This is a genomic window from Cryptosporangium aurantiacum (genome assembly GCF_900143005.1).
In the GTDB taxonomy this organism is placed as follows: domain Bacteria; phylum Actinomycetota; class Actinomycetes; order Mycobacteriales; family Cryptosporangiaceae; genus Cryptosporangium; species Cryptosporangium aurantiacum.
Map to the genome: position 1 here is coordinate 377,422 of NZ_FRCS01000003.1, position 17,028 is coordinate 394,449.

Sequence of the window (17,028 nt, forward strand, 5' to 3'; positions counted from 1 at the left end):
TTTCTCGTGGTGCTCGTGCCTTCCACAGGAACAGTACGCCCGTTCTGACACCCAGTGCCATAAGGTGGGCCTTCGGCTCGGTTGAGCCCCCTCAGGGCGCCGCGAGCCGGTCTCGCGTGGCCTGGGCGGCTGCGGCGACCTTCTGACGCAGTCCGTCGAGAGCGTCGGGCGTGTAGGGCGGCATCGACCTCGGCGCGATACCGATCGGCAGTTCGCTGCCGGTGACGGTGCGCTGGTGGCTGAGGGCATCGAAGCCGGTCCGGCCGTGGTAGGCGCCGATGCCGCTCTGCCCGACGCCACCGAACGGTGTGCCCTCGATACCGAAGTGCAGCGCCATGTCGTTGCGGGTCACCCCTCCGGACGTCGTACGCCGAAGGAAGTCCTGGAAATCAGCGGTGTCGGCGCCGTACCAGTAGGCGGCCAACGGCGAGGGCTTGGCGTTGATCGCTTCGATCGTCTCGTCGACCGTGTCGTACGGTCGGACGCTGATCACCGGGCCGAACACCTCGTCGTGGGCGATGTCCATCTCCTCAGTGACGCCGAGCACGAGAGTGGGCGGAATCCGTCGGGTCACCGGATCGGGCAGCGCGCCCTGCTCCTCGTCCGGCGCGATCGGAACGATCGTGGCGCCCTTGGCCGCGGCGTCGTCGATCAAACCGACGACCCGGCTGTAGTTGGCGTCGTTGACGCTGGTCACGTAGTCGGGGTTGCCGAGCACGGTGGGGAAGTACCGCCTCGTACTCGCCCGGTAGGCGTCGACGAACTCGTCGAGACCGGCCCGGGGCACGAAGACCCAGTCCGGGCAGAGACAGAGCTGGCCGCCGTTCATCATCCGGGCGGCGGAGATGCGCTCGGCGGCGACGGCGACGTCCGCGTCGGGTGCCACGACGACGGGGTTCTTCCCGCCGAGTTCGAGCGTGACCGGCACCAGGTTGCGCCCCGCGGCGGCGGCCACGTGCCGGCCGACCCCGGGAGAGCCGGTGAAGAAGAGGTGGTCGAACGGCAGGCTCGAGAACGCCGCCGACGTCTCCGGGCCACCCCGGAGGACGGCGACCTCCTCGGAGTCGAGGCGCTCGGCGACCGCGCGGGCGAACACCTCGGCGGTCCGGGCGGGAATCTCGGAGAACTTGAGCATCACCCGGTTGCCCGCGGCGAGCGCCTCGATCGCGGGGGTGACGACGAGCGTCACCGGGAAGTTCCACGGCCCGATGACGCCGACCACGCCCTTCGGCCGGTTCTGGACGAACGTCGGCGTGCCGCGTTCGGCCGTGCCCTCGATGATCCGCGGTTGCATCCACTCTTCGAGATGCGCGCGGACGTGCTCGATGTCGGGCAGCGAGCCAAGGATGTCGCTGCTGATCGAGTTGGCGAGCGGGCGGTTACCGAAGTCGGCCATGAGCGCCTCGGCCAACTCGTCGGCGTGCTCGAGGACGGCGAGCGACAGCCGGTCGATCCGATCGCGCCGGACCGCCGCGCTGGGCGGTCCTTCGCGCAGAAAGGCCGTGCGCTGGTCCTCGAGGATTTCGCGCATCCGGTGCGGCGAGAGGTCGGGGGCGAGGATCGCGGCGGTGCGCTCCACACTGGTCATCGGAGGCTCCAAAGGGGATGAGGACGCCAGTCAGGCGAACGTGAGGACGGGTTTGATCGTGCGACCGGAGGCGGCGTCTCGCGCCGCGGCTTCGATCTCGTCGAAGTGGTACTCGGTGATCAGCTTCTCGATCGGGAGCTTGCCCGCGCGCTGCAGGTCGATCAGGCGGGGGATGAAGTCCGCCGGAGTGGCGTCACCCTCGATGACCCCGCGGATGCGGATGCCGTTCGACATCACGGTCATGATGTCGAACTCGGCCTTCCCGCCGATCCCGACCAGGGCGAGGGTCCCCCGCCTGCGCAGCGCGCCGAGTGCCTGGTTGATCACGTCCGACCGGCCGGTGGTGTCGATCGCGTAGTGCGCGCCCCCACCGGTCAGCTCCCGCAACGCCGCGATCAGGTCCGGGTGGCCGACGGGGTCGAGGGTGTCGACGGCGCCCAGCTCGCGAGCGAGCTCCCGACGGGACGCGACCGGATCCACCGCGACCACCGCGCAGCCGTCCCCGTGAGCTGCCATCAACGCGCTGAGCCCGACGCCGCCGGCGCCGAAGATCACCAGCGTGGCGCCGGCCTCCGGACGCAACACGTTCAGGACGGTGCCCGCCCCGGTCTGGACCCCGCACCCCAGTGGTGCGGCCAGGACGGGTGAGAAGTCGTCGGGGATCTTCACCGTGTTGGTCTCGTAGGCCAACGCGTAGGTGGCGAAGCTGGACTGGCCGAAGAAGTTTCCGTAGACGGGGACTCCGTCGCGGGACAGTGGCGTGCTGCCGTCGCCCCGGGTACCGCGGGCGTTGAGGTCACTGCGCAGGCAGTAGGCCGGGTGGCCGGCCAGGCACTCCGCGCATGCGCCGCAGTTGCGGTAGCTCAGGCAGACGACGTCACCAGGCTGGACGGTCGTGACCGCATCACCGACGGCCTCGACGACGCCTGCGCCCTCGTGCCCGAAGACCATCGGCGAGAGGGCGGCGGGCCAGTTCTGCCGGAGACCGAGGTCGGTGTGGCAGATGCCGGCGGCGGTGATCCGGACCAGCACCTCGTCCGGACGGGGCTTGTCGAGATCGACCTCACCCACCGTGAACGGTCCACCCGATGACTCCACCAGAGCTGCCTGAATACGCATGGCTGTCTTCCTTGTGCCGGTCGGCCGCTACGCCGCGGCCGGGAATGGATAGGGCGGTCACCGGCGGCGTGATGGTCGGAGGCGACACTGACAATTTACCTCTGGATTGTCGGAGTATCAGGGTCAGTGTGACCGGCGAGACTCCGGGATGAGTCGGCGATTAAGCTCCATCGAAGGCGATTTCTCCGAATCGCTAGCCAACAGAGACTGACACTACTGCCGGATTTCGTCAGTGGCTGCAGGTCCTCTCGTGTGTTCCCGCTCAGGACTGGTTCGCGCCAGTCGATAGGGGCACTAACAGTCGTCGGCCGCTCAGGCCCCGCCTCTGAGGACAGCATCGATGACCGCTCCGCCGCTGAACCCACGCGCCAGCCGCTCCGGCCTCCTGGGCAACCTCTCGGTGGGAGCGAAGGTGCTCTCCGCCGTCCTCGTGGTGGCGCTGATCGCGATGGTCACCGGCGCGGTCGCGTGGTACCGGCTCGGGACGCTCGACGACCAGGTGCAGGGCCTGAAGAGCAGCAACATCTCCCGGCTGAACAACCTGGTGAAGATCGAAGGAACGCTCAAAGCGTTGAACTCCAACATCCTTCTCTACAGCATCGCGGCACCGACCGCTGAAGCGAAGACCACCTATGAGACCGCGATCAAGGCGAACCAGGCGACCGTCGACACGGCGGGCCAGGCCTATGCCGCTACCCCGGACTCCTCTTCTACCTGGAAGACCCAGGTGCAGACATTCAGCGCGGCGTGGACGAAATACAAGGCCATGCTCAACTACCGGCTGTTCGGCGACGCGCTGCCGTCCGGAATCACGATGGGGACGAGCTCGGCAGAAGTCTCCGCCGCGTTCAGCGAGGTCCAGACCGCGATGAACGACGCGGTCGCGGCACTCGTCGCGCTGGAGAAAAAGCAGACCGACGCCGCCGCCGACAAGGCGCACGACGACGCCAACGGCGCGAAGACGACGATGCTGATCGTGCTCGTCATCGGCCTGATCATCGCCGTGTCGCTCGCCGTGTGGATCGGCCGCAGTATCGCCCGGCGCGTCGCCCGCGTCCGGGACGTGTTGGACGGCGTCGCCGACGGTGACCTGACCCGGCACGCGCCGGTGGACTCCCGCGACGAGGTCGGCGTGATGGCCGCCGCCGTCAACCGGGCGACCGAGTCGATCCGCCAGACGGTCGCGGCGCTGGCCAGTTCGGCCCGGACGCTGGCCGACTCCTCCCAGCAGCTGTCGGTCTCGGCCGAGGCGATCGCCGGAAACGCGCGGGAGACTTCGAGCCAGACCGGTCTTCTCGCGCAGGCGTCCGAGGAGGTCTCGCGGAGCGTGTCGACGGTCGCGGCGGGTACCGAGGAGATGGGTTCGGCGATCCGGGAGATCTCCCAGTCGGCCAACGACGCCGCCGGAGTGGCATCCAAGGCCGTGGACGCGGCTGCGCAGACGAACGCGACCGTGGCCAAGCTGGGTGAGTCGTCGGTGGAGATCGGCAACGTCGTCAAGGTCATCACGTCGATCGCGGAACAGACGAACCTGCTGGCGCTCAACGCGACGATCGAGGCCGCCCGTGCCGGCGAGGCGGGCAAGGGCTTCGCGGTCGTCGCGAACGAGGTCAAGGACCTGGCTCAGGAGACCGCGAAGGCGACCGAGGACATCTCCAAGCGGGTCGAGGCGATCCAGGCCGACACGGATTCCGCGGTGGCGGCGATCGAGCAGATCTCCGGCATCATCGCCCAGATCAACGACTACCAGATGACGATCGCCTCGGCCGTCGAGGAGCAGACCGCCACCACGAACGAGATGAGCCGGTCGATCGCCGAAGCCTCGACCGGTTCCTCCAGCATCGCCGACAACATCTCCGGTGTGGCGGCCGCCGCGCAGACCACGACGGCGACCGTCTCCACGACTCAGCAGTCGGCCGAGGAGCTCGCGCGGATGTCGGCCGACCTGCAGGCCCTGGTCAGCCGCTTCCGGGTGTAGAACCGACGGACATCCACCACCGCTGACCCCCGGCTCAGGCTCCGTCCTTGCGCAGCAGCGGCAGGATTTGTTCGCCGTAGAGCTTCAGGAAGCGGGCCTGGTCCGGGCCCGGGGCGTGAAAGACCAGGTGGGTGAACCCCAGGTCGATGTAGCGCTTGATCGCCGCGACGTGCTCCTCCGGCTCGTCCGAGACGATGAACCGGGACGCGGTGCGCTCGGTGGGCAGCGCGTCGGCCAGCCGCTGCATCTCGATCGGGTCCTCGACGTCGCTCTTCTCCTCCGGCTTCAGAGCCAGCGCGCCCCAGAACCGCGTGTCCTCCAGTGCCTTGGCCCTGTCCGGGTCGAAGGACACCTTGACCTCAATCATCAGGTCCAGATCCTGGACGCTCCGGCCGGCCTTCTCCGCACCCTCGCGCAGCGCCGGAATCAGCGTGTCGGTGTAGAGCTCCGGAACCTTACCGGACGTCGTGATGTACCCGTCGCCGATCCGTCCGGCCATCCGGGTGGCCGCCGGACCCGACCCCGCCACGTACAGCGGCACCGGCTGCTCGGGCTTGTCGTAGATCGTGGCCTTCTCCAGATTCCAGAACCGGCCCTGATAATCGACGCGGTCCTCGGCCCAGAGCAGCTTGATGATCTCGATGGCTTCCTTCAGCCGGGCGAAGCGCTCCTTGTTGTCCGGCCACTCCACACCCAGCGGAACCTCGTTCATCGACTCCCCCGAGCCGACCCCGAGAATCACCCGACCCGGATAGAGCAGCCCGAGCGTCGCGAAGACCTGCGCGACCAGACCCGGGTGATACCGGAACGTCGGGGTCAGCACGCTGGTGCCCATCTGCACCCGCTCGGTACTCGCGCCCAGCGCCCCCAGCCACGCCAACGCGTTCGGCGCGTGACCACCGTCGTGCCGCCACGGCTGCAGATGATCACTCACCCACACCGAGTCGAACCCCACCTGCTCGGCCAGCACGCCGTAGTCGAGCAACTCACGCGGACCGAACTGCTCCGCGGACGCCTTGTACCCGAACTTCAACACACGAGTCCCCTTTCACAGAGGCCCAGAGATGGACGCCCGGTCTACTGGCGGGCGAGAAGGTCCCGCAGCCCGTCCAGGACGACGTCCATAGCGAAATCGTGCAGATCCGACCGGTGGAGGTCGGCCCACACGTCCTCAACGACCCGCAACGCGGGCCACTGCGCACGTTCCTCCGAGCGGTCGCTGCCGCGATCCGCGTCCTGCAGACGACGTTCGAACGCCACGCGGCTCATCCCGTAGGCGTGCAGGATGCTGAACGCCTGGGCCGCGTTCCGCGGTGTGAACCCACCGTCCAGCAGGATCCGCAGGTAGCCGTCCATGAGCCGCAACCCGTGCGTGGTCGGCGGCCGCTCGAAGACGAGCAGGTCGAGGCCGGCCCAGGGCTCCAGCGCCGCGGCCGAGCGGCCCTGCAACTCGCGGACGCGTGCGTCCCACGGCCCGAACTCGGGCGGCGGGATCTCCACCGCCTCCAACCGGCTGTCGATGACGAGATCGAGCAGCGCGTTCTTGTTCGGCACGTGGTAGTACGCCGCCATCGGCGAAGTGCCCAACTCGTCCGCCAGCGACCGCATCGTCAGCGCCGAGAAGCCCTTGCTGACGCCGACGCGGAGGGCGGCGGCGACGATCTGCTCGATGCCGAGCGCGTGCGGCTCCGCCGGTGCCGAAGGACGGGACGGACGTGCCACCCATGCCCTCCTCGCTCCGTGCCGTGCGGCTGCCTCTTCCACCTTAGGATGCGTCGCGCTCACGGCGACGCGGCGCGGGCTGCGGCCAGGAATTCCGGCCAGACGTCCGCGTCGACTTTGTACGGCGCGTACGCAGTGGCCCGGTCGACGAAACCGCCGAACTTCTCGGCGAAGGCCCGGCCGGCGTCGGCAGGCGACCCGACGACGGCGAAGGCCGCCAGCATCGTGTCGTCGATGAGACCGGTCATGTCGTCCCACCTGCCCTGCTTGGACAGGGTGGTCAGCTCCGGCTGGACGTCGCCCCAGCCGTGCAGATCCAGCACCGGGCGGTAGGCGGGGGTCGAGGCGTAGAACGCGATCTGCTTCTTCGTGCCCGCGATCGCGGTCGCCAGTTCGGCCTCGTCGCGACCGATCGCGACGAACGACGGCCCGGAAACGCTGAACCCGTCCAGGCCATCGCGGCCGGCCGCGGCCCGGCCACGAAGCAGCGCGGGCCGGGTGACCTCGTCCACGTAGCGGCTGGTCGTGAACGCGTGCAGGAAGAACCCGTCGCCCACTTCACCCGCGACCGCAGTCATCAGCTCTCCGACCCCCGCCAGGTAGACCGGCGGCGGTCCCCACTGGTGCGGGGCCGGGGAGAACATCGGTGTCATCAGCGTGTGGGAGTAGAACTCGCCTTGGTAGTCGAGCCGGGTCCCCTCATGCCAAGTGGCCCAGATCGCTCGCAGTGCCAGCACGAACTCCCGCATGCGGGCCGCCGGGTGCGACCACGGCATCGAGAACCGCCGCTCGATGTGCGCCTTGATCTGTGAGCCGAGGCCGAGGACGAACCGGCCCCGGCTGTAGCGGGCCAGATCGTAGGCCGAGTTGGCCAGCGTCGTCGGTGTCCGGGCGAACGCGATCGCCACTGAGGTTCCGATCGCGACCCGCTCGGTCGCGTCGATCGCGCGCAGCGCCATCAGGAACGGGTCGTGGGCGAGCTCCCCCATCCACAGACCGTCGCAGCCCTCGGCCTCCAACGCGCGCGCGACCGACGGCGTCAGGTCGGGCTCGGGCGGCAGAGTCGCGTCGAATCGCATGGTTCTCCTTCGAGCCGAAGCCGCTCGTTGCATCTCGGCCTGCGTCACACGGCGGGCTGCGGCACCGCCGCGGCGAAGCGGACGGTTTCGAGAAGCCTCCGACGCTCTTCGGGCAACGCCGTCGGACCGGCGTGATCCATGTTGACCTGCACCGTGTCGCACAGCCCCAGGCACTCGTCGCCCTGGAACAGGCCGCTGTTGAGGACGATCGACGAGCGGCCGATCCGGCCGACCCCGACGCCGATCCGGTACGCGCCCGGGTAGGCGACCTCGGCCAGATACGTGACCCGGACCTCGGCGACGAGAAAGTGGTACTCCCCGCTGCGCAGAGCGATCTCGACGCCGAACAGCGAGCGGAGGAACGCGACCCGGGCGTCCTCGTGGAAGCGGGCGATCGCCACGTTGTTGACGTGCTGGAAGCTGTCCATGTCGCCGTACCTGGCGTGGATCTCGTGCTGGAACGGGTAGCGCCAAACCTCCCGACGCTCGGACGCGTGCCGTTGTTCGCTCATCAGCCCTCTTCCCCGGTTGACGCCCTCGCCCGTGAAGATAGTGCACTAAGGTAGCTTTCTCTCCTCGATGCTGGTGTGACCTGCGGCATGCGAGCCGGTCACGCCCCCTCCCGCACGAGGACCGCCTTTCCGAGGATCTCGCCGGCGCCCAGCTTCCGCAGCGCGTCCGCGCCCGCCGCCATCGGAACGATGATCGGAGGCGGCGGACGAAGGCCGGCCCGGACCAGATCCGCGACCGCACCGGCTACGGCCCGGAGCGCATCGGGATCAGCCCGGACCAGTTCACCCCATCCGGCCCCCACCACGCTGACGTTGCGGAACAAGAGACGGTTGACCTTGACCGTGGGGATCGCACCGCCGGCGAATCCCAGCACCACCAAGCGCCCTTCGGGCGCCAGCACGCGAACCGCCTCGTCGAACGCCGCGCCGCCGACCGGATCGACGACGAGGTCGACGCCCCGTCCGCCGGTGAGTTCCTTGACCTTCGCCGCCCACCCGGTCCGGAGCCGGACGACGTCGTCCGCCCCGATCCCGCGGAGGAAATCGTCGGCACCGTCGCGGTGCACGACGGCGATCACACGATGGCCGAGAGCACGGGCGACCTGGATCGCCGCGGTGCCCACCCCACCCGCCGCGCCGAGCACGAGCACCGTCTCCCCGACTTCGATCCGGCCGCGCCGGACGAGCGCGAAGTGGGCCGTGTAGTAGTTCGTCGGAAGCGCGGCGCCCTCGACGAAGCTCAGCTCCGGTGGCAGTGGCCAGACCCACGCCGGGTCGGCGACGGCCGACTCGGCGTAACCCCCGAACGGCGTGGCCGCGCACACCCGGTCACCGGGTCGCCATGGCGATCCGGCTGGCGCGCTCACCACGACGCCGGCCACTTCCGAGCCGGGAACGAAGGGGGCCTCGGCCTTCAGCTGATACCGGCCCTGGGTGAGTAGAAGATCCGGATAGCTGATCCCCGCGGCTCGGACATCGATCACTACCCGTGTCGACGAAACGGGGGCCGCCACCTCGCTCCAGCGCAGTGCGTCCGGGCCGTCGAGCGCGGTGAGCACCAGCGCCCTCATCGGAGCATCCGCTTCTTGCCGCCCAGCAACCCAACTAGGTAAAGATAGTTCACTCAGATAGTTTACTTCGCAGACACAGTCCACGCGGCGAAAGGGCCCGACCATGAGCGACGAAGTCCAGGTGGAGTATGCCGACGGCGTGGTGGTCATCACGATCAACCGGCCGCAAGCCCGGAACGCGATCAACCACGCGGTCTCTGCCGGGGTGGCGGCCGCGCTCGACGAGTTGGACGCTCGTGCCGACCTGACGTTGGGCATCATCACCGGCGCCGGCGGCAGCTTCTGCTCCGGCATGGACCTCAAGGCGTTCCTGGCCGGGGAGGACGTCACGGTCGACGGCCGGGGGCTGGGCGGATTGACCCAGGCGCCACCACGGAAGCCGCTGATCGCCGCGGTCGAGGGCTGGGCACTGGCCGGCGGCTGCGAAATCGCGCTGGCTTGCGATCTGATCGTCGCCGCCGAGGATGCCAAGTTCGGCATCCCTGAGGTCAAGCGTGGGCTCGTGGCCGGTGCCGGCGGGCTCATCCGGCTCCCCCGCCGCATTCCCTCGGCGATCGCGATGGAGCTGGCCCTGACCGGTGACCCGCTCGCCGCACCGGACGCCCACCGCCTCGGTTTGGTCAACGCGCTCACCCCGTCGGGCGGCGCGCTGGACGGAGCGAAGGCCCTCGCCGCCCGGATCACTTCCAATGGTCCGCTGGCGGTCGCGACCACCAAACAGATCATCGTGCGCTCCGCGGACTGGACGACCGAGAGTCAGTGGGACCAGCAGTGGTCGCTGGTGGAGCCGGTTCTCCACTCGGCGGACGCCAAGGAAGGCGCGCTCGCCTTCGCGGAGAAGCGCGCGCCGGTCTGGACCGGCCGCTGACGTCGGCGTGCGGGAGCGGGCCGGGACCCGCTTCCGCACGGCCGTCAGCCGGTCAGCGGAATCGTGCGGTCCGCTCACGGAAGTCCGGGCCGGTGAGCAGCGTGCCCTGCACGGCGCCCAGCGTGGCGAGTTCCTCCGTGAGGCCGGCCTGCGCAGCCCGGCGGAGACTCGCCTTGCTGCGAGCCACCGCGGTCGCTGGAAGGGACACCACTCGATCGGTCACCTCCGCGACCGCGCCGGGCAGCGCGTCTGGTTCGACCACCCGGTTCACCAGGCCCCAGTCGGACGCGGTCACGGCGTCGATGGTGTGTCCCAGCAGCACCAACTCGTGTGCCCGGCTCGACCCGATGCTCCGCGTCAGCAGATGCGCGCCGCCCATCCCCGGAACGAGACCGACGCCGATCCAGGAGCTGGCGAACGTCGAGCGGCCGGTGGCCACCCGCAGATCACAGCAGAGCGCGAGATCCAGGCCGGCGCCGAGTGCCGCGCCGTCGATCGCCGCGATCACCGGGTACGGCACGGTGCTCAGCGCGCTCACCAGACGGTGGAACTGCGTGTACACGACCTCGTTGACCGCGATCGGTCCCTCGTCGGCGACGGCCCCGAGATCGACGAGATCCCCGCCCGCACAGAACACCGGCGGGCCACCGGCGATCACGGCCGCGCGGACACCCTGCGCGCCCGCCGCCAACAGTCGATCGGCGAGCGCGGACACGAGCGCGACGGTCAGCGCGTTGCGTCGCGCCGGCCGGTCGATCGTGAACTCGACCACGTGTCCGCGCCGCTGTTCCCGTAACCCGCTCTCGGTTGCCGCATCGCTCACCGATCGCTCCCTTCGGTTCTCGTGCGCTCACTCCAGCACTCTCGATGCTAGATGTCTTAGTTTACTATGTTGGTCATTCGTGATGTTTAGGTGACGTCGACCCTCGTCGAGCAGGGATGGCTTCGGAGCTGCGGCGACGCTTCGTCCGCGACCAAAACGAAGCTAAAGAATCTAGACTCTTGACCGCTTGCTGCGAGCCACATCACACTACGGGGACCCGCGGAACGACGACGTTTCATCCACGTGGAGGTGGACGATGACAGGCCCGAACTCCGGCCCTGCCCACGACGGCCCTGGAGGGGTTCGAATAGATCCCTTGGCCGGCCTTACCGTCGTCGACCTTTCGACGTCCACGCAGGGCCTGAGCGTCACCCAGTTCCTCGCTGACGCCGGAGCCGAAGTCATCGGGGTCGAGCCGCCCGGCGGCAACCCGATCCGCCGCCAGCCGGGCTGGCCCGCCCTGGCCCGTGGCCGCCGCAGCGTCGTGCTCGACCTCTCGGAGCCCGACGATCGGGGGCGGCTCGACGTCCTGCTGGCGGACGCCGATGTCCTGGTCACCACCCATCCGCGCGCGGTTTCCGAGGCACTCGGGCTGACCGCCGAGGCGCTCGGTGCGCGCTTCCCGCGTCTGATCAGCGCGGAGCTCACCGCCTGGGGAGCGACCGGCCCATGGGCGAACCTGAAGCCCTACGAGGGCCTGGTGATGGCCAAGATGGGGCTGTTCCAAAGCAAGAACCGCTCGATCACCCGCCGCGGCCCGGCGTTCATTTCCGTGCCTTACGCCTCCTGGGGGGCCGCGCAAGCCGCGTTGCACGGCATCCTCGCCGCGCTCATCGAGCGGGAGTCCAGTGGTCGCGGCCAGCACGTCGAGTCCGACATGGTCCGCGGCGTCACGCTGCTGGACACCTGGACCTGGTACACGGAAATGGTCGGTATCCGCTGGCCCGAGGCGTACCACGTGGTCGACGCCTACGACGACAACGGCGAACCGCTCGCCGCCCTGGTCTATCCGCTGCTGGCGGCCCCCACCAAGGACGGCACCTGGTTACAGTTCGCCCAGGTCGAGCCGCGCCTGTTCGCCGGCATGATGCAGGAACTCGGCCTCGCCCACGTGTTCGCCGACCCGAAGTGGGCCGGGCTGCCCAACCTGCCCACGCAGGAGCTGCGCACCGAACTCTGGGAGCTGATGATCAGCCGGGTCCGGGAGCGGACCATCGCGGAGTGGGAGGAGGTGTTCCGCACCAACAAGAACATCAGCGCGGAGCCCTACCGCGCCGGTGTTGACGTCTTCGCGCATCCGCAACTCGTCCACGACGGGCGGGTCGTCACGGTCGACGATCCTGACCTCGGTCCGGTGACCCAGCCGTCGACCCTCGTCCACGTCGACGAGAAGCCGCTCTCCCCGCCCCGCCCCGCTCCTCGTCTCGACGCCGACGGCGCGGCGCTGCGCTCGCGGCCCGCCCCGGCACCCCAGGAGGAAACCGCCCCCGACGCCGGGCGCGGGCTTCCGCTCGAGGGGCTCACGATCCTCGACTTCGGCCTCATGTTCGCCGGGCCGTTCGGCGCCACCGTGCTGACCGACCTGGGCGCCCGGGTGATCAAGGTGGAGACGCTGGAGGGCGACACGATCCGCCGCGTCTTCCCGTTCCCCGAGGCCGGCGGCATGAAGGTCATGCAGGGCAAGGAGAGCATCTCCGTCGACGTGCGCACGGACGAGGGCCGGGCGATCGTCCACGAACTGGCGCGGCGCAGCGATGTGGTGCTGCAGAGCTTCCGCGCCGGAGCGGCCGCGCGGGCCGGCATCGACGCCGAGACGCTGAAGGCGATCAACCCGGACCTGGTGTACGTCAACGCCCCCGGTTACGGCACCGACGGGCCCTACGGCTCGCGCCCGGCCTACGCCCCGTCGATCGGCGCGGCGATGGGTTTCGCGTTGACCGACGCGCCGGACGCCGCCTCGGCGACCGAGACGATGGACCAGATCAAAGCCGCCGCCGTCCGCCTCAACGCGGCCTCGGCGATCCCGTCGATCCAGGCCGACGGGGTGGCCGCGCTGGCCGTGGCGTCGGCGATGCTGCTCGGCGTTCTCGCCCGGCGGCGCGGGCGGGCGCTGGGGAACCTGACCGCGACGATGATCGGCAGCGCCACCCACGCCCTCGTGCACCAGTTGGTCGACTACCCCGGTCGGCCGCCCGCACCGACCGTGGATCTCGGCGGCCACGGCTTCGCCGCTCTGTACCGGATGTACCCGGCGGCCGAGGGGTGGGTGTACCTGGCCGCGCTCGCCCCGGAGGAGTGGGACGAGCTGGTCGCCGCGCTACCCGCCGACGCCGGGCTCGACGACCCCCGTTTTGCCACCCCGGAGTCCCGGACCGAGAACGACGCGGCTCTGGCGGAGGTGCTCGGCACACTGTTCACCGGCCGGGCGGCGTCCGACTGGGAACGCGAGCTGGTCGCGGCGGGCGTCGGGCTCGTGCAGGTGCACGAGGGCTTGCCCGAGGTGCACCTGCAGACCGACAAGGCGCTGGCTGACGAATACTGCACGACCGCGGTCAGCCCGATCTTCGAGGAGCACCTCCGGCCGCAGCCGGCCGTGCGGTTCTCCCGCTCATCCACCCGGGCGCTGGGCGGTGTGCTGGCCGGCCACCACACCGACGCCATCCTCACCGAACTGGGTTACGACGCCGACCGCATCGCCGACCTGCGGGAGCGGAACATCGTCGCCGGCTGATCAGCGGCTCAGCGGGCGTGGGGCAGCCGCCCCACGCCCGCTACTACACTGGCGCCGATCAGACGCCGTGGGGGTGACGTGCCAGCACTGGGGCAGGGCGCACGGGACGCGGTCCGGCCCAAGAAGACCGCCGATCTCCTGGCCGACCGGATCCGCAGGCAGATCGTCGACGGCGAGCTGCGTGAGGGCGACTGGCTACCGACCGAGGCGGAACTAATCGAGCGGTACGGCGTGTCCCGTCCCACGCTGCGTGAGGCCTTCCGGCTCCTCGAAGCCGACTCACTGGTCCGGGTCCGGCGTGGGCCACCCGGCGGCGCCCAGGTGAGTATCCCCGGCCCGGCCGCCGCGGCACCGCTGTTCGGCCTGGTCCTGACGATGGCCGGCACCACGCTCGGCGACGTCTACGACGCGCGCCTGACCATCGAGCCCGCCGCCGCCCGCCGCCTGGCCGAGCAGGGCAGCGACGCCGACCACGACGCGTTCGCCGCCGAGATCGACCGAGCGGCCACCTCCACCGACACGCGGCTCCCGTTCGGCGCCGCCACCGTGGACCTGCACCGGCGGCTGGTCGAGCTCGCGGGCAACCGGACGCTGGCCACCGTGATCACCATGCTGGGCACGATCACGTCCCGGCACGTCGAGGCCGCCTATCGGGAGAGCCCGCGCAGCCCGGAGGAGATCGCTGCCGACAACCGGCGGGCCGTCCGTTCCTACCGACGGTTGCTCGCGTTCCTCCGGCAGCGCGACGGTGAGGGCGCCGAGCGGCACTGGATCGCTCATATGCGGGCCGCCCGCGAGCGGCTGACTCGGGACACCGGCGTGACCGATCGTCACGTCATCGACCTGCTGCCCTGACCTGGGTTCTTCCCTCGACCTGTTCCCCAAGATGGTTATCTAAGGTACCTTTATCCGAACGACGGCCCCCCATCCCGCTCGCTGTCCCCGGACGTCTCACCGGACGAAGTACCGCGCTGCAGCGGGCGACGGATTCCGTGACTTTCGGAGGACGACCTTGACCAAACCGCGCGTTGGCCAGTCACTGGCGAGCCTCGTCGACGGGACCACCGTCGTCGTCGTACGGGCGCCGAACGAAGACCTGACGATCACCTGCGGCGGCGTCGAGATGCTCGACCCGAAGTCGGTCAAGGCGGAGGACCGCCTTCCGATCGCGCCCGACCAGCAGGAACCCACGCTCATCGGAAAGCGCTACGCCGATGCCGCCGACACCCTGGAGGTGCTCTGCACCAAGCCCGGACAGGGTCGGCTGGCCGTCAACGGCAACCCGCTCTCGGTGAAGGCCGCCAAGCCGCTGCCGGCCTCGGACTGAACCGGTGAACCTCACCCTGCTCCTGGACATGGCCGCCGACGGGTTCGGCGACCGCAGAATCGTCGGCCGCGGAGACACCGCGTTCACGGCGGGGACGCTGCGCGACCTCAGCAGCGGCGGGGCGGACCTCTTCCGTGAGGTCGGCGCTCGTGCGGTGATCTACCTCGGCGTCAACGGTCCGGCGTTCCCGCTCGCGCTGTTCGCCGCCGCTCGGGCCGGAATACCACTGGTTCCGCTGAACTACCGCCTGTCCGCCGAGGCGCTGACGGCGCTCGTGGCCAACCACCCCGACGCGTACGGCATCGCCGGAGCGAAAGAGGCGGAGCTCCTGCGCGACGCCGGCGTGGCGAACGTCGTCACCACCGAGGAGTGGTTGGAGAAGGCCGCGGCCCGCGCCGCGGAGGTCGGTGAGGGAGCCGAGCCCGTCGAGTCCGACGCACCGGCGGTGCTGATCTACACGTCCGGCACCACCTCGGCACCGAAGGGTGTCGTGCTGCGCCACCACAACCTCGTCTCCTACGTCCTCGGGACCGTTGAGTTCGCCTCGGCGGACGCCGAGGAGGCCTGCCTGATCAGCGTCCCGCCGTACCACATCGCCGCGGTCGCGAATGCGATCAGCAACCTCTACGCGGGTCGGCGGACGATCGTGCTGGAGCAGTTCACCCCGGTCGAGTGGCTGGAGGTGGCGCGGCAGGAGAACGTCACGCACGCGATGGTCGTCCCGACGATGCTGTCCCGGATCATGGAGGCCGACGACGCGCACCTCGCGGTGCCGACGCTGCGCAGCCTGGCCTACGGCGGCGCCAGCATGCCCGCCGTCGTCATCGAACGGGCTCTGACCCGCTGGCCGGACGTCGCGTTCGTCAACGCCTACGGGCTCACCGAGACCAGCTCGACGATCGCGGTGCTCGGCCCGGACGACCACCGTGCCGCGATCGGCAGCGACGACCCGGCCGTCCGGGCCCGGCTGTCCTCGGCGGGCCGGATCGTGCCGAGCATCGAGTTGCAGGTCCGGGACTTCGATGGGCGGCCGGCCCCGCCCGGCGTGCCGGGGCGAATCTGGGTGCGCGGCGATCAGGTCTCCGGGGAGTACGCCGGGAGCGGCACTGCGCTCGACGACGACGGCTGGTTCGACACCCGCGACCAGGGCTACCTCGACGCCGACGGCTACCTGTTCATCGGCGGGCGCGCGGACGACACGATCATCCGGGGCGCGGAGAACATCGCTCCGGCCGAGATCGAGGAGGTTCTCCTCCGCCACGGCCAGGTCGCGGACGCGGTCGTCGTCGGGATACCGGACGACGAGTGGGGGCAGCGGATCGAGGCCGCGGTCGTCCGACGCACCGGCTCCGACGTCGACGCTGACGAGCTCCGCGCCTACGTCCGCTCGCACCTACGCGGGTCGAAAACGCCGGAGCGTATCGTTTTCTGGTCCGAGCTTCCACGCACGGAGACGGGGAAGCTCGTTCGCCGCCGAGCCGTCGAACGAATCGTGCGGGAATCCTGACCGCCCGGCTCACTTCGGAGAGGACCCACGATCGCCACCGAGGACATCAATCCGGCCGCAGGCAGCATTCCGCGCTGGAATGACAGCCGTCCGCCGGACCCCGAGTCCGCGGCGGCGTTCGTGGGCCTCGTCGAGGAACTCCGGGCTCTGCAGAACGCCGTGGCCGGGGCACGCCCGTCGACCGCTGAGGCGAAGACCGCAGCCGATCTGCTCGCCCGCGCGACGGCCCTGCTCGACACCGTACGGACCGACGAGGGCGGACAGTTGTCCGGCCGGCTCGTCGACGTTCCCGGCCGTGCGCAGGCGCTGATCCCGGCGCTGCACTACGACCGCCACGAGCCCGATCACGTCTCGGGGACCGTGACCTTCGGACGCTTCTACCTCGGTGGCGGCGGCGCAGTGCACGGCGGCGGGCTGCCCTTGCTCTTCGACGAGATCCTCGGCCGGCTGGCCGGCAACGGTGGCCGTGCGCGCTCGCGTACGGCCTACCTGCACGTCAACTTCCGCAAGATCACGCCGCTGGACCGGGAACTCCGGTTCACCGGCTCGGTCGACCGGACCGAGGGGCGGAAGCTGTTCCTGAGCGGCACCCTCACCGACGGCGCCGACGTGCTCGCCGACGCCGACGGCCTGTTCGTCTACCTGCGTCCCGGCCAGCCCTGATCGCACAACTCGTGAGAGCCGGGCCCGGAAGTTCCGGGCCC

15 protein-coding genes are annotated in these 17,028 nt (G+C 69.9%); 7 read left to right on the forward strand and 8 right to left on the reverse strand.

All coding sequences use genetic code 11. The features are described from left to right. Nucleotides 1-91: 91 nt before the first annotated feature. Together BUB75_RS12640 and BUB75_RS12645 are read right to left on the reverse strand one after the other, a co-directional pair. Entirely contained in the window at nucleotides 92-1,588 is a 1,497-nt protein-coding gene (locus tag BUB75_RS12640) for an aldehyde dehydrogenase family protein (RefSeq protein ID WP_084740959.1), read from the reverse strand. A 30-nt stretch (nucleotides 1,589-1,618) separates the two neighbouring features. Next, nucleotides 1,619-2,707 carry an NAD(P)-dependent alcohol dehydrogenase gene (locus BUB75_RS12645; protein WP_073256225.1) on the reverse strand — a complete coding sequence of 363 codons (1,089 nt, stop codon included), beginning with the start codon at nucleotides 2,705-2,707 and terminating at the stop codon, nucleotides 1,619-1,621. Nucleotides 2,708-3,047: 340 nt separating this feature from the next. On the opposite strand from BUB75_RS12645, the gene BUB75_RS12650 reads away from it, so the two are divergent. Continuing rightward, nucleotides 3,048-4,685: a methyl-accepting chemotaxis protein gene (locus BUB75_RS12650; protein WP_073256228.1), complete on the forward strand. Its 1,638-nt coding sequence runs from the start codon at nucleotides 3,048-3,050 to the stop codon at nucleotides 4,683-4,685. Between the two features lie 34 nt (nucleotides 4,686-4,719). On the opposite strand, the gene fgd is transcribed toward BUB75_RS12650, so the two are convergent. The 5 genes from fgd to BUB75_RS12675 all read right to left on the reverse strand — a co-directional run bounded on the left by fgd (nucleotide 4,720) and on the right by BUB75_RS12675 (nucleotide 9,068). Continuing rightward, entirely contained in the window at nucleotides 4,720-5,721 is a 1,002-nt protein-coding gene (gene fgd / locus BUB75_RS12655) for a glucose-6-phosphate dehydrogenase (coenzyme-F420) (RefSeq protein ID WP_073256231.1), read from the reverse strand. A 41-nt stretch (nucleotides 5,722-5,762) separates the two neighbouring features. Next, nucleotides 5,763-6,407, reverse strand: coding sequence for a TetR/AcrR family transcriptional regulator (locus BUB75_RS12660; RefSeq protein WP_073256234.1), 645 nt, complete (start codon nucleotides 6,405-6,407; stop codon nucleotides 5,763-5,765). Between the two features lie 59 nt (nucleotides 6,408-6,466). Beyond that, a complete protein-coding gene (locus BUB75_RS12665) occupies nucleotides 6,467-7,486 on the reverse strand; it encodes an LLM class F420-dependent oxidoreductase (RefSeq protein ID WP_073256237.1) in 1,020 nt (339 codons plus the stop codon). A gap of 44 nt (nucleotides 7,487-7,530) precedes the next feature. Further along, nucleotides 7,531-7,998 carry an acyl-CoA thioesterase gene (locus BUB75_RS12670; RefSeq protein WP_073256240.1) on the reverse strand — a complete coding sequence of 156 codons (468 nt, stop codon included), beginning with the start codon at nucleotides 7,996-7,998 and terminating at the stop codon, nucleotides 7,531-7,533. A 98-nt stretch (nucleotides 7,999-8,096) separates the two neighbouring features. Next, entirely contained in the window at nucleotides 8,097-9,068 is a 972-nt protein-coding gene (locus tag BUB75_RS12675; protein WP_073256243.1) for an NADPH:quinone oxidoreductase family protein, read from the reverse strand. 103 nt (nucleotides 9,069-9,171) lie between these two features. Here BUB75_RS12675 and BUB75_RS12680 point away from each other — a divergent pair, with 103 nt between their 5' ends. Then, the gene (locus BUB75_RS12680) at nucleotides 9,172-9,936 is read left to right on the forward strand and encodes a crotonase/enoyl-CoA hydratase family protein (RefSeq protein ID WP_073256246.1); all 765 of its coding nucleotides are present in this window, start codon (nucleotides 9,172-9,174) and stop codon (nucleotides 9,934-9,936) included. A gap of 52 nt (nucleotides 9,937-9,988) precedes the next feature. Here BUB75_RS12680 and BUB75_RS12685 read toward each other — a convergent pair whose 3' ends face one another. Continuing rightward, complete coding sequence (locus tag BUB75_RS12685) at nucleotides 9,989-10,759, reverse strand: enoyl-CoA hydratase/isomerase family protein (protein WP_084740961.1); 771 nt, start codon at nucleotides 10,757-10,759, stop codon at nucleotides 9,989-9,991. A gap of 316 nt (nucleotides 10,760-11,075) precedes the next feature. Between BUB75_RS12685 and BUB75_RS12690 the strand changes: the two genes are divergently transcribed. From BUB75_RS12690 to BUB75_RS12710, 5 genes are all read left to right on the forward strand, one after another. Further along, nucleotides 11,076-13,490 carry a CaiB/BaiF CoA-transferase family protein gene (locus BUB75_RS12690; protein ID WP_218617465.1) on the forward strand — a complete coding sequence of 805 codons (2,415 nt, stop codon included), beginning with the start codon at nucleotides 11,076-11,078 and terminating at the stop codon, nucleotides 13,488-13,490. A 78-nt stretch (nucleotides 13,491-13,568) separates the two neighbouring features. Beyond that, complete coding sequence (locus BUB75_RS12695) at nucleotides 13,569-14,345, forward strand: FadR/GntR family transcriptional regulator (RefSeq protein ID WP_084740963.1); 777 nt, start codon at nucleotides 13,569-13,571, stop codon at nucleotides 14,343-14,345. A 157-nt stretch (nucleotides 14,346-14,502) separates the two neighbouring features. Continuing rightward, nucleotides 14,503-14,817, forward strand: a complete 315-nt coding sequence (locus BUB75_RS12700) for a hypothetical protein (protein WP_073256258.1) — start codon at nucleotides 14,503-14,505, stop codon at nucleotides 14,815-14,817. Nucleotides 14,818-14,821: 4 nt separating this feature from the next. Beyond that, the gene (locus BUB75_RS12705; RefSeq protein WP_073256261.1) at nucleotides 14,822-16,324 is read left to right on the forward strand and encodes a class I adenylate-forming enzyme family protein; all 1,503 of its coding nucleotides are present in this window, start codon (nucleotides 14,822-14,824) and stop codon (nucleotides 16,322-16,324) included. 120 nt (nucleotides 16,325-16,444) lie between these two features. After that, nucleotides 16,445-16,987, forward strand: coding sequence for a hotdog domain-containing protein (locus tag BUB75_RS12710; protein ID WP_073256264.1), 543 nt, complete (start codon nucleotides 16,445-16,447; stop codon nucleotides 16,985-16,987). Nucleotides 16,988-17,028 lie beyond the last annotated feature (41 nt).

Excerpts from the sequence above, each read along its gene's own strand:
- BUB75_RS12640 (WP_084740959.1), bottom strand. The coding sequence starts at position 1,588 with ATGACCAGTGTGGAGCGCACCGCCGCGATCCTCGCCCCCGACCTCTCG.
- BUB75_RS12675 (WP_073256243.1), bottom strand. The coding sequence starts at position 9,068 with ATGAGGGCGCTGGTGCTCACCGCGCTCGACGGCCCGGACGCACTGCGC.
- BUB75_RS12665 (WP_073256237.1), bottom strand. The coding sequence starts at position 7,486 with ATGCGATTCGACGCGACTCTGCCGCCCGAGCCCGACCTGACGCCGTCG.
- BUB75_RS12680 (WP_073256246.1), top strand. The coding sequence starts at position 9,172 with ATGAGCGACGAAGTCCAGGTGGAGTATGCCGACGGCGTGGTGGTCATC.
- BUB75_RS12650 (WP_073256228.1), top strand. The coding sequence starts at position 3,048 with ATGACCGCTCCGCCGCTGAACCCACGCGCCAGCCGCTCCGGCCTCCTG.
- BUB75_RS12670 (WP_073256240.1), bottom strand. The coding sequence starts at position 7,998 with ATGAGCGAACAACGGCACGCGTCCGAGCGTCGGGAGGTTTGGCGCTAC.
- BUB75_RS12645 (WP_073256225.1), bottom strand. The coding sequence starts at position 2,707 with ATGCGTATTCAGGCAGCTCTGGTGGAGTCATCGGGTGGACCGTTCACG.